The organism is Clostridium algifaecis, assembly GCF_017874415.1.
Taxonomy (GTDB): domain Bacteria; phylum Bacillota; class Clostridia; order Clostridiales; family Clostridiaceae; genus Clostridium_B; species Clostridium_B algifaecis.
Genome location: NZ_JAGGLM010000014.1, coordinates 28494 through 41653, shown reverse-complemented (window position 1 = coordinate 41653; position 13160 = coordinate 28494). Strand labels below are relative to the sequence as shown.

Genomic DNA, 13160 nt, shown 5'->3' with positions numbered 1-13160 from the left:
AAATTTAGGGAGAAAATATTATATTTCCTCCCCGTCCTCAAAAATAAAAAATCCTTCAAACTTGCAGCCAAGAGCTGTAGCAATTTCAATTAATTCCTGTTCAGAAAAGTTATCACGATTCAATTTATTAGTTAAATTTTGACGAGAAGTACCAACCATATCGGCTAAGTCTGATATGGTTATTTTTTTTCGCCTTAATAGAATTCTAATTTTCTCACCCATAGTTAATGCCATAAATATTCACACCTTTAGATATTATATATATCAATATACACTAAAAAATTTACAATAGCAACTTTGTTGGATTTATAGAAACTATTCAGTTTACAAAAATATAGACATAAGATATAATTAAGTTTATAAAGAAACTTAAAAGTGTACAAAAATAATGAGGAGGCAAATCTTATGATTAGTAATAAGGTGATTTCAATAGTGAATCAAAAAGGAGGTGTAGCCAAAACCGTAACAACTTTAAACTTAGGATATGCATTAGCAGAAATGGGAAAGAAGGTATTGCTTATAGACTTCGATCCGCAGAGCAGTTTAACAGTATGCTTTGGTTATGATAATACGGACAGTATAAAAACGACAATATATAACTTGATGTCTCTAGCTATTGAAGAAAAAAGCTTACCTAAAAAGGAAGAATATATTATTTCGGCAGGAAATATTGATATTATTCCATGTAGCTTAGAGCTATCAGCAATCGAAATAGCCCTTGTTAATGTTATGAGCAGAGAATTGGTTTTAAAATCTATAGTTGACGAAGTAAAAACTGATTATGACTACGTTATTATTGATTGTTCTCCATCACTTGGAATGCTAACAATTAATGCTCTTGCAGCTTGTGATAGTGTTATTATTCCTGTTACTCCTCAATATCTTTCAGCTAAAGGCTTGGAGCTACTTCTTAGGAATATTATAAGAGTTAAAAAGAGAATAAATCCTAAGATTGAGGTTGATGGAATACTTTTAACAATGTATGCAGAAAGAATGAAGCTTTCAAAAGAGGTATTAGCAATTATTCAGGATGCTTATGGTAGTAAAATCAACATATTTGAAAATAAAATTCCAACTTCTGTTAAGGTTGGAGAAGCCAATATGAAAAGTAAGAGTACCATAGAATATGATTCTAAAAATAAAGTATCCATTGCATATAGAGAATTTGCTAAGGAGGTGGCTGCAATATGAGTGAGAGAAAGTTAATGAGCTTAGATGATATGTTTGGAGATATCTCATCTGAAAAAGAAACTAATTCAGGAATAGCAGAGATTGAAATAGAAAAACTTGTGCCTTTTAGTAATCACCCCTTTAAGCTGTATGAAGGTGAAAGATTAAATGATATGGTAGAAAGTATTAAGGAGTTTGGAGTTATTGTACCTATAGTTATAAGACCTATAGGTACAAGCTATCAGATCCTATCTGGTCACAATAGAGTAAATGCTGCAAAACTTGCAGGAATACTTAAAGTACCAGCGGTTATTAAGGAAGGACTTACTGAAGATGAAGCTACTTTAATTGTTACTGAAACTAATTTAATTCAACGTTCTTTTGCAGATTTAAGGTATTCAGAGAGAACAGCTGCAATATCACAAAGATATAAAGCCATGAAGCAGCAAGGAAAAAGAAATGACCTTTTAGATGAAATTGAAAAGCTTGCAAACCCTTATAATATCAAAGATGAAGCAACTTTGTGCCAAGTTGAGACAAAGTTAAGAACAGATGAAAAATTAGCTCAAAGTTATAATCTTTCAAGAAATATGATAGCCAGATATGTTAGGCTTGGAGAATTAGATAGTGATTTAATGAATAGACTTGATGCTGATGAAATTGCATTTATGACAGCAGTAACAATATCATTTATAAAAAAAGAAGAGCAGCAAATTATAAACGAAATTCTAAACTCCAACAATTTTAAATTAGACATGAAAAAAGCCGAAGTACTTAGGGATTACTCAGAGAAAGGTAAATTAAATGAAGAAACAGCTTATTCAATTCTTTCAGGAGAACTTAACAAGAAAACAAAATCAAATAAACCTACTGCTATAAAATTGAAGCCAAAATTGATAAGCAAATATTTTGCACCAGAAGTTAAACAGCCAGAGATTGAAGATATTATTGATAAGGCTTTAAAACTATATTTTGAAACACAGGGGAAGGAGGTACTTGATGAGTAGATTAACAGAGGTAAGAGAAATCTACGAAAAAATAACAGGAATAGTTACAAGCAATAAAAAGGAATGGAAAGAGTTCTTAGATTTTGCAGCAAAAATTTATAAGTATAACTTTGATAATGCAGTTTTGATTTATGCTCAAAGACCTGATGCTACCATGGTTGCTACTATGGAAATTTGGAATAAAAAAATAGGAAGATATGTAAACAGAGGAACAAGAAGCATAGCAGTTTTTGATACTTCAATGCCAACTCTTAAATTAACATATTTATTTGATATTAAAGACACTAATGGAGAACATCATACCATTCCTAAGCTATGGAAGTTAAGTGATGCTATTAGTGAAAAACTTTTAGAAAATATAAATGAAAAATATGAGTTAAATTGTAGTTCTATTGAAGAATTGATATTACAGCTTACAGATATCAAGGTTAATGAAAGCTTTGATAATATTTTAGAAGGTTATGAACAGGATATTAAAGAAACGTGGCTTGAAGGTTTACCAGAAGAAGGTTTTATAAGTTGTTTTACTCAAACTGTTCTTGAAAGTATAAATTATATGGTGGCAAAAAGATGTGGAATAGCAGCTTCAAACTTTTACAATGAAAATAGCTTTAGAGTAATAAATCATTTTAATACGCTGCCATTAACTTTTAGACTTGGAAATTCTGTATGCAATATATCTCAGCAAATTCTTAGAGAATTTGAAAGTGAAATAGTAAAAATAATAAAAGAGCAAAGGAGCGAAAAAAATTATGAAAGAGAACTTAAACTTAAGTTACAAGGAGATAGACGGAATATTTTATCCAGAGATAAAAATATCCAGGAACAAGGAAGTAGATCAGAAACCTTTAGGGAAGTACGGTCAGATGGCATTAAATTATCTAAAGAACAATCATCAGAGCAGATACAGCTTACTTCTAGCACAAGGGGAGCTAATGGAGAAAATGCATCAGGTGAACGAGGAAGCATATCAGAGGCTGGAAGTATTAATGGAGCAAATGTTGAAGACAGAGCCAATAATGAATGCAGAGAATACAATGGAAAGCTTCAAGCACAGGAAGAGAATAAAGGAAACAGCAGAGGAGATAGTTCTTCACGAAATAGTATACAAAATGAGATAAAGCAAATAGATATTTTTGAGTCACAAAAAAGTGGCTCTTTTTTAATGTCTGAAAATAAGCATAAGGAAGCTAATAATATAGAAGATACTAAAAATGATAAAAATGAAGATATTAGTAATAAAGGCGATATTCAAGATAAAATCTATGAGCAGGTTATTTATAAGCTAAATGCACTAAATGCTGATTATTATAGAAGTGTAGAGTTTGAAGAACCATTAGAAAAGAACCTTTACTCAAAGACTTTACAAAATATATCAAACTTTATTACAAGTCAAGTAGCATTAGAAGAAGTAAATATAGAAAGCAAGTTAGAAAAAATTCAAAATGTAATTGATAAAATAATAAAAGATATTACTTATAATGAATTTGAGATTAATAATGCTGTAAATAGAATAAACTCTTTAATCAATTCAGAAGCATCAACTGAGGTAAATAAAGAAGATATAACTACAAATAAAAATTCAACATGGGAAGATTATAAAAATAAAACCATAGAAAATTATGAAACTAATATTTTAGGGTGGTTAAATAACAATGAAGTACATAGAAAATCTGAAACTAAAGAAAAAGCTGAGAAAATAAACTACAGCTATAGTCCAGATGATGAAATTGGAGTTGGAGGACTTAAAACTAAATTTAGAAACAATATAGAAGCTATTAAAACTTTAAAGGTTATTGAAGAAGAAAATGGATTGGCAACACCAGAGGAACAGAAAATACTTGCTAAATATGTAGGATGGGGAGGTATGGCTCAAGCTTTTGATATTAATAGTACAGGATGGAATAGTGAATATACAGAATTAAAAGCACTACTTTCTCCTGAAGAATATGCATCTGCAAGAGCTTCTACACCTAATGCTCATTATACTTCACCTACAGTGATTGAAGGAATATATAAAGCACTTGAGAACTTTGGATTCAAAACAGGTAATATATTAGAACCTTCCATGGGAGTTGGAAATTTCTTTTCTATGCTTCCAGACAGCATGAAAGATTCTAAGTTATATGGAGTAGAACTTGATGATATTTCAGGAAGAATAGCAAAGCAGCTCTATCAAAAGGCGAATATTAAAATACAAGGCTTTGAAGAAAATAACTATCCAGATAATTTCTTTGATGTTGCTATAGGTAATGTTCCCTTTGGAGATTATAAACTTCATGATCCTAAATATGATAAATATAATTTTTTAATACACGATTACTTTTTTGCTAAGACTTTAGATAAAGTAAGACCAGGTGGAATTATAGCTTTTATAACTTCTAAAGGAACTATGGATAAAGAAAACAACAGTGTAAGAAAGTACATTGCTGAAAGAGCAGAATTAATTGGAGCAATAAGACTTCCTAATACTGCCTTTAAATCAAATGCCAATACAGATGTTACTGCGGATATTATATTTCTTCAAAAGAGAGAAAGGGTACAAGTTACAGAAGAAAATTGGCTTCATGTATCAAAAACAGAAGATGGAGTGCCTATAAATGAATACTTCCTTGATAATCCAGAAATGCTTCTTGGAAAAATGGTTTTTGATCAGAGAATGTTTGGTGAAGGTAGTAAATATACAGCCTTAGTTAATGATGATGAGAATTTTGATTTAAGTGAAGCTTTAGATAGAGCAGTTCAAAATCTAAATGCTAATATAGTAAGTTTTGAAAGAGAAGAAGCTGCTGCGGAAGATTTTATTCCTGCTGATCCTAATGTTAGAAACTACACTTACACCTTTATAGATAACCAGCTTTATTATAGAGAAAATGCTGTAATGAGAAAGATTGAAGCTACAGGAAAGACTTTAGAAAGGATAAAAGGTCTCCATGCTATAAGAGAAATCACTAGAGAAATAATAGATATTCAAACAAACGGCTGCACCCAAGAAGAATTAAAAGAAAAGCAGGAAATATTGAATAAAAGGTATGATACCTTTGTTAAAAATCATGGATATATAACAGCAAGAACCAATAATACGGCTTTTAGAGATGACAATGATTATCCCCTATTATGTTCTCTTGAGGTAGTAGATGAAAACAAAAATGTTACTAAAGCGGATATGTTCACTAAACAAACTATACGCCCTCTTGAGAAGATAACAGAAGTTGATACTGCCATTGAAGCCCTTACAGTAAGTTTAAATGAAAAAGGAACAGTAGATTTGCCTCTAATGCTAGAAATTTATGATAGCACAAGAGAGAATATTATAAATGAACTTAAAGGTTTAGTATTCTTAAATCCTGAAAAATATAATAAAGATGATTTACTTCAAGGCTGGGAAACGCAAGATGAATATTTAAGCGGTAATGTAAGGCAGAAATTAAAATTAGCAAAGCTTTATGCTGAAACTAATCCAGAGCTTTTCACACAAAATGTAGAAGCCTTAGAAAAAGTTCAGCCAGTAAATTTAGAGGCTAGTGAAATTGACATAAGGCTTGGAACAACATGGATTGAAGAAGGAGATATAGAAAAATTTATTTATGAAACCTTAGGAACTCCAAAGTATGCTCAAAACTCAGCTTCTCGTTATAGCAGCAATGAAATAAAAGTTCATTATAATAATTTCAATGCATCTTGGGTTATTGAAAACAAAGGTATAGATGGCTATTCCGTGGCAGCAACAGAAACCTTTGGAACTAAAAGGCTTAATGCCTACTACATTATTGAAGAAACTTTAAACCTTAGAACAGTTACAGTAAAAGACAGAATAGAAGAAGGAGATAGTGTAAGATATGTACTTAATCAAAAGGAAACTATGCTGGCTAGAGAAAAGCAAAATCAGCTTAAAGAGGAATTTAAGAACTGGATATTTAGAGATCCTGACAGAAGAAAGAAGTATGTTGATTTTTATAATGAAAACTTTAATAACATAAGGCTTAGAGAATATGTTGGGAGCCATTTAACTTTCCCAGGAATGAATCCAGATATTAAACTTAGACAGCATCAAGTAAATGCTATAGCTAGAATTTTATATGGTGGCAGTACACTTCTTGCTCATTGTGTTGGTGCGGGGAAGAGCTTTGAAATGATAGCAAGCGGTATGGAACTGAAAAGATTAGGACTTTCTAAGAAAAGCATTTTTGTAGTTCCTAATCATTTAACAGAGCAGATGGGAGCAGAGTTTTTAAGATTATATCCATCAGCTAATATTTTAGTTACTACAAAGAAAGACTTTCAAAAGCAAAATAGAAGAAGATTTGTAAGCAGAATTGCTACTGGGGCTTATGATGCAATAATTATAGGGCATACGCAATTTGAAAAAATACCAATTTCAAAGGAAAGACAAGAAAGAATGTTAAATTACCAGATTGAGCAAATGACCTATGCCATAGAAACTACCAAAAGAGAGCGAGGAGAAAACTGGTCTATTAAACAGATGGAGAAATTTAAAAAGAGTTTAGAGAGTGAACTTAAAAGGCTTCTTGATGAATCAAGAAAGGATGATGTTATAAACTTTGAAGAGCTTGGTATTGACACTATGTTTGTAGATGAAGCTCATTATTATAAAAACTGTGCAGTATTTTCTAAAATGAGAAATGTGGCAGGAATATCAAATACAAGAGCTAAAAAAGCTAGTGACATGCTTATGAAATGCCAATATATTCATGAGATAAATGAAGGCAGAGGAGTAATATTTGCTACAGGAACTCCTATTTCAAATTCTATGACAGAAATGTATGTAATGCAAAGGTATCTTCAAAATCATGAACTTGAAAGGCGAGGTATCCAGCATTTTGATGCTTGGGCAGCTAGCTTTGGTGAAGTGGTTTCTTCATTAGAACTTGCTCCAGAAGGTACAGGCTATAGGTTTAGAAGCAGGTTTTCAAAGTTTACAAACCTTCCAGAACTAATGACCTTATTTAAAAATATAGCAGATGTTCAAACCTCAGATATGTTAAAGCTTCCAGTGCCAAAACTTAAAAACGATAAATATATTTTAGTATCTACAGAGCCAAGTGAGTTTATAAAACATGAAATGGAAAACTATGTTGAAAGAGCTGAAAAAATTAGAAATGGCATGGTTGATCCTTCTGTAGATAATATGCTTAAGATAACTAATGAAGCAAGACTTTTAGGAACTGATCCAAGGCTTATAAATAAGGAAGCAATAAATGAGCCAGACTCAAAGGTTAATAGGTGTATTGAAAATATTTATGAGGAATATAAAAAATCAGATAGTATAAAAGGAACTCAAATAGTATTTTGTGATGTTGGAACGCCTAACTCAGATGGGCGTTTTTCTGTTTATGATTCAATTAAAGCAGAACTAATAAATAAAGGAATTCCTGAAAATGAAATATGCTTTATACACGATGCTAAAAATGAAATACAACGTGAAGAAATATTTTCTGATATGAGGTCCGGAAATAAAAGAATAATTATAGGAAGTACTCCTAAAATGGGAACAGGAACTAATATTCAAGACAGACTAATTGCACTTCATCATTTAGATTGCCCTTATAGACCAAGTGATATAGAGCAGCGTGAAGGAAGAATTTTAAGGCAAGGGAATATTAATCCTGAAGTAAATATTTATAGGTATGTTACTAAAGATACCTTTGATTCATACCTTTGGCAGATTGTAGAGCAAAAACAAAAGTTTATATCTCAGATAATGACCTCTAAATCTGTTGCAAGAAACTGTGAAGATGTAGATGAAACAGTACTGTCCTATGCAGAAGTTAAAGCTTTAGCTACAGGGAATCCATTAATAAAAGAAAAGATGGATGTTGATAATGAAGTAGCAAGACTAAGAGTTTTAAAAGCTGCCTATGATAGTCAAAAGTATACCATGCAGGATAATTTCACTTTCAAATTTCCAAAACTCATTAGTGAAGCTAACAGCCAGCTTGAATGTGTTATTAAGGATATTGATAAAAGAAATATGGAGGATGGTAAGGATTTTTCAATAATTATAAATGGTAAATTATTCGATGAAAGAGAAAAAGCAGGAACAATGCTTCAAAGCCTTTATGAGAAAATACCAAAAGGTGAGGAGCTTCATGTAGGAAGTTATAAAGGTTTTGAATTAAAACTTAGAAAAAATCTATTCTATGAAAAGTATGAACTCTTAATTCATGGTAATTTAAAATACACCCTAGACCTTGGAGATAGTATTCATGGAAATATGTTAAGAATTGAAAATTTGCTAAATAACCTTGAAAGCAAAATGGAGAATATAGAAACAAAGATTGAGGAATATAAAAGAAACTTAGAACAGTCAAAGATAGAATATGAAAAAACATTTCCTTATGAAGAAGCTTTAAAAGAAAAGCTATCAAGACAATTTGAGTTAAACTCATTACTAGATCTTAATAAAAAAGACAATGAAGTTATAGTAGATGAAGATGCATTAAATAAGGAATGTGAGGAAAATAAAGAGTTTAAAGAACAAGAATATGATGAAATGGCAATGTAAAAAATTTTAAAAAGATGGGGTGAGGTAAGTGAATAGAAATAAAGGAATAAACAGAGATAACTATAAATATATAAGTTCTTTAATAGCACAACTTTTAGAACTTGATATAGACACCGAAGAAAAAATAACAAGCTATATTGAAAACTATGGAGTAGATAATTTTCTAAGAGACTATGATAAAATGGAACTTCCCTATGATACTTATGAAAAATTAGAAAGCTTAGGGATGATTATTGAAAATATGGGAGGTGCGGTGTAAATGGATAAGAACATGCCCTATACTAATAACTTTCTAAAAGGCTTAACCAGCTTGACAGGTATTCCTATAAAGAAAATTCAAGAATATGCAAAAGAAAATAATCCTTTTAATATATTAGAGCATCCGAATATTATAGAACCCAATGAAAAGCAGCTTCAAAAAATAGGACTGCTTAATGAGTTTATAGCTTCTTACAACTTACTTAAAGTACATGAAAGTGAAAATAAAATTAAGTTTTCATCTCCCAAAGAAGCAGCAGATTACTTTATTCCATTATTAAGTGGTATAAAGGATAAAGAAAAATTTATGGTGGCATTTTTAGATAATGGAAACAATATAATTCAGACAAAAATAATGTCAGAAGGTAATATAGCTCAAGCAGTAATTTATCCAAGAGACCTGTTAAAAGAAGCTCTAGCTTGTGACTGCAAGGCAATGATATTAGCACATAATCATCCAGGAGGTTCTAATTCCCCATCCAATGAGGATAAAGCATTAACACAAAAGCTTGTAAATATATTTCATCCCTTAGATATTAAAATCCATGATCATATAATAGTTGCAGGAGTGAATTTTTGTTCAATGGCTGAGAAAGGCTATATGCCACAAGTTATAGATGAATTAGCTAACTATGAACCAATAAAAATAGAAAATAAAAATATATTAGAAGAAAATCAAAGCTTCAATTCTGAAATAGGTGAGGAATTGGAGCTTTAATTTTATTTATAGGAGGGAATAGTCCATGGCAATGGAAAAACTAAGATTTACTGATGAAGAAATATCTAAAGCTGATAGTGTAAATATAATAAGCTATGCCTTAAGTGCAGGATATCCAGTAAAGCAAGTTACTTCTCGTTCCTTTAAAATAGATGGCTATGGAGGGTTATATATTCATAGTGATGGTCATAAATGGAATTGGTTTTCTCAGAATAAAGGTGGTGGAGCTATTCAGTTTGTAATGGAAATGGAGAATAAGTCTTGGGTAGATGCAGTAAAAACTCTAATAGGAAAAACAGATGAAATTCTACCATATAAACCTCCAGAAGTTATTGAAGAAGAAATAAAAGGAGAATTTATTCTTCCAGAAAAAAATACTACATTTAAACATATCTTTGCATATCTTATTAATTCAAGGGGCATTGATAGTGAAATTGTAAGAGATTTTGTTAAAGAACATAAGTTATATGAAAATACACATGGAAGCTGCGTATTTGTAGGATTTGATGAAGAAAACAATCCTAAATATGCAAGTATAAGAAGTACTAATACTATAGGTAATTCTTTTAGATGTGATGTAAAAAACTCAGATAAAACCTATCCATTTTGTAAGGAAGGAATTAATAATACAGTATGTATATTTGAAGCCCCTATAGATTTAATGAGCTACCTTACATTGATAAAAAAACATAATATACAAAGCTTTGATAATCACTGTATTTCTCTTGGAGGAGTTGCGGATAAAGCTCTTGAATACTACTTAAAAGAAAATCCTGATATAAATAAAATAATGCTCTGCCTTGATAATGATGAGGCAGGGCATTTTGCATGTAATCAAATTTTTAATAAATATAAATATAGCTATGAAATTGTAAGGCATAAACCTAAAGGAAAGGATTTTAATGAAGATTTAATAGCTTTAATTAAGGAGTCAAAGGCAACAAAAATAAGTGAAAATGAAGCTATGTATGTAAGTAATGATTACTCAAATGAGTTTAATGATATGAGCATTTAGCAAGGTAAAGGAGTCCTTTTTTCAATATCCAGAGGACTGAGCGAAAACCATTGGTTTGAGGTGAAGGCAAGCTTCCTATTGGTATAGCCAATAGCTTGTGAAAAGTTGGGGAAATCCCCAAGCCCCTTTTAAAAAAATTAGAAAGAAGGGAAGGAATGAGGAAAAGAAATGTTCAAACTAATATTAGAATGACAGAAGATGAAGTAGAGCAAATAAAAAAGAAAGCAAAGAAAGCTAATATGACCTTTAGTAATTATGTTATAGCTTCAGCACTTAATAAAGAGATTGTGGTTATTGATGGAATAAAAGATTTTACTCATCAACTTTCTAAAGTAGGTACAAATCTTAATCAGTTAACTATGCTTTGCCATCAAGGAAAGATAAATTGTCCTGATATAAATTCAGTGAATAGGATGTTGAAGGAGATATGGGAGAAACTTATAGGAATTAGGAAACAAAGAAATTAGGAAAATATTGAAAATTACATTTCCATGCTATACAATTAAATTGTATAGAAATTTAAAGAGGTTAACTCGTAGTTGTAAAATATTACGCAATATTAAGGGGATGTTAGCTTTGAAAGAATTAGAAATGGCAATTGATTTAAGAAAAGAAGGAAAGTTAAAAGAGTCAAATAAAATTTTAATAAATCTAGCAAATAAATACCCAGACAATTCAATAATTAATTATCAGTGCGCTTGGAGTTTTGATGTAATGGGTTCAGAAAAAGAGGCAGTGCCCTATTATGAAAAAGCTATTGCAATTGGTTTATCAGATGATGATTTGCAAGGTGCTTTTTTAGGCTTGGGCAGTACGTATAGAACATTAGGACAGTATGAAAAATCAAGAGAAGTTTTCGAGAAAGGTTTAGCTAAGTTTACAGATGATAAAGCTATGAAAATATTCTATGCAATGACCTTATACAATCTAAATGAATATTCTAAAGCAATGGAAATTCTATTAATTAATTTAGCTCAAACATCTTCAGATGAAAACATAAAAATTTATAAAAATGCAATAGAATTCTATTCTAATAAGCTGGATGAAGTGTGGTAATCTTGATGAACAATCTTTATATTATATGTATTAAAACTCTAATGATTAACACTTGTTATTTTAAAATAGCAGGTGTTTTCTAGTTTATTATAATTGAATGAAAAAGTAAGGTGAAGCTATGGCTGTAATTGAATTTATTAATGGCTCAAATAATACCTATAAAGGTATGAAAAGAGCTATAAATTATATAAAAAATCCGTTAAAGACAGCAGAACATTTAACAGGAGGAAAAGATTGCTCACCAGATACAGTTTATGAAGAGTTTGTTATAACTAAACAGAATTTTAATAAAGAAAAGGGAAGGCAGTTTATACATTTTGTTCAATCCTTTTCTCCTAATGATAAAGCTACACCGGAAATTATAAATGAAATAGGAAAAAAGCTTTTAGAACATGAAGTTTTTAATGATTTTCAGGTTTTATATGCAACTCATACAGATAAAGAACATCTTCATACTCATTTTATAATAAATTCAGTTAGTTTTTCAGAAGGATGTAAGTGGCAGCTATCAAAGGAACAATTAGAAAGTCTTAAGGAATATTCAGATGAGTTATGCAGAGAATATAGTATTATTGTTGTTGATGGAGAAAAAGGAAAGCATAAAAACAGAGGAGAATATAGAGCAACTGATAAAAAACAAAGCTTTAAATATGAGCTATATCTGGCAGTCAAGCATTGTAAATGGTGTAGCAGAAGCAAGGATGAGTTCATAGAAAATATGAATAAGCTTGGATATAAAGTTGATTGGATAGATGAAAGAAAATATATAACTTTTACAACTCCTGATGGTAAGAAGTGCAGAAATAGAAAGCTATATCCTCCAGAACAATTTACAAAAGAAGCACTTCTTAAGGCTTTTGAATTAAATAGACAAAAGGCTGATAAAAAGCAGCTTGAAGCAAGAATAGAATTGCTATTGACAGCAATTGAAATGATTTCTAAAGATAAAAGTAATAATCACAATTATCATTTACCTTTGACATCACTAGAAGGACAAGCAAAGAAGGAAAGAGCTATTGAAGGGGCTAAGGGGAGAGGATTGGATTGGGATAAAGAATATTAAAATATGTGTTGTAAAATGTAGAAATGTTGAAAAAAATTACATAATATTATATAATAAAAATGCCCTATAAAGTAATTTTATTATTGTTATAGGGGATTTTGGTATTCAAAGTCAAGTAAGAATTTGAATAAGACAATAAGTGAGAACTGTATAAGTGTTAACTTGTGCATATCACTACCTCCCGTTAATAGACCTATAAATCTATTAATAATTTCATTATATACCAATTCGTATTATGGAGGTATGGTAGAGGACAAAGTATGTATTAATAAACTAATATATAGTTTGGTTCAGTTTTCTAAAATACTTGTTAGCTTTAGATATCTACCGGTCATATAGCTAACAAG

10 protein-coding genes are annotated in these 13160 nt (G+C 30.5%); 9 read left to right on the top strand and 1 reads right to left on the bottom strand.

Annotated elements, in window-relative coordinates:
• Positions 1–18 precede the first annotated feature (18 nt).
• The gene (locus tag J2Z42_RS10310) at positions 19–234 is read right to left on the bottom strand and encodes a helix-turn-helix transcriptional regulator (RefSeq protein WP_209702553.1); all 216 of its coding nucleotides are present in this window, start codon (positions 232–234) and stop codon (positions 19–21) included.
• 171 nt (positions 235–405) lie between these two features.
• Here J2Z42_RS10310 and J2Z42_RS10305 point away from each other — a divergent pair, with 171 nt between their 5' ends.
• The 9 genes from J2Z42_RS10305 to J2Z42_RS10265 all read left to right on the top strand — a co-directional run bounded on the left by J2Z42_RS10305 (position 406) and on the right by J2Z42_RS10265 (position 12813).
• Entirely contained in the window at positions 406–1191 is a 786-nt protein-coding gene (locus tag J2Z42_RS10305; protein ID WP_209702552.1) for a ParA family protein, read from the top strand.
• Complete coding sequence (locus J2Z42_RS10300; protein ID WP_209702551.1) at positions 1188–2177, top strand: ParB/RepB/Spo0J family partition protein; 990 nt, start codon at positions 1188–1190, stop codon at positions 2175–2177. The genes J2Z42_RS10305 and J2Z42_RS10300 overlap by 4 nt, the downstream gene beginning before the upstream one ends.
• Positions 2170–8703, top strand: coding sequence for a helicase-like domain-containing protein (locus J2Z42_RS10295; RefSeq protein ID WP_209702550.1), 6534 nt, complete (start codon positions 2170–2172; stop codon positions 8701–8703). The genes J2Z42_RS10300 and J2Z42_RS10295 overlap by 8 nt, the downstream gene beginning before the upstream one ends.
• Before the next feature lie 28 nt (positions 8704–8731).
• A complete protein-coding gene (locus J2Z42_RS10290; RefSeq protein WP_209702549.1) occupies positions 8732–8962 on the top strand; it encodes a hypothetical protein in 231 nt (76 codons plus the stop codon).
• Positions 8963–9679, top strand: coding sequence for a JAB domain-containing protein (locus tag J2Z42_RS10285; protein WP_209702548.1), 717 nt, complete (start codon positions 8963–8965; stop codon positions 9677–9679).
• A 25-nt stretch (positions 9680–9704) separates the two neighbouring features.
• Complete coding sequence (locus J2Z42_RS10280; RefSeq protein WP_209702547.1) at positions 9705–10694, top strand: DUF3991 and toprim domain-containing protein; 990 nt, start codon at positions 9705–9707, stop codon at positions 10692–10694.
• Between the two features lie 155 nt (positions 10695–10849).
• The gene (locus tag J2Z42_RS10275) at positions 10850–11161 is read left to right on the top strand and encodes a plasmid mobilization protein (RefSeq protein WP_209702546.1); all 312 of its coding nucleotides are present in this window, start codon (positions 10850–10852) and stop codon (positions 11159–11161) included.
• A 109-nt stretch (positions 11162–11270) separates the two neighbouring features.
• A complete protein-coding gene (locus J2Z42_RS10270; protein ID WP_209702545.1) occupies positions 11271–11750 on the top strand; it encodes a tetratricopeptide repeat protein in 480 nt (159 codons plus the stop codon).
• Between the two features lie 118 nt (positions 11751–11868).
• The gene (locus tag J2Z42_RS10265) at positions 11869–12813 is read left to right on the top strand and encodes a relaxase/mobilization nuclease domain-containing protein (protein ID WP_209702544.1); all 945 of its coding nucleotides are present in this window, start codon (positions 11869–11871) and stop codon (positions 12811–12813) included.
• Positions 12814–13160 lie beyond the last annotated feature (347 nt).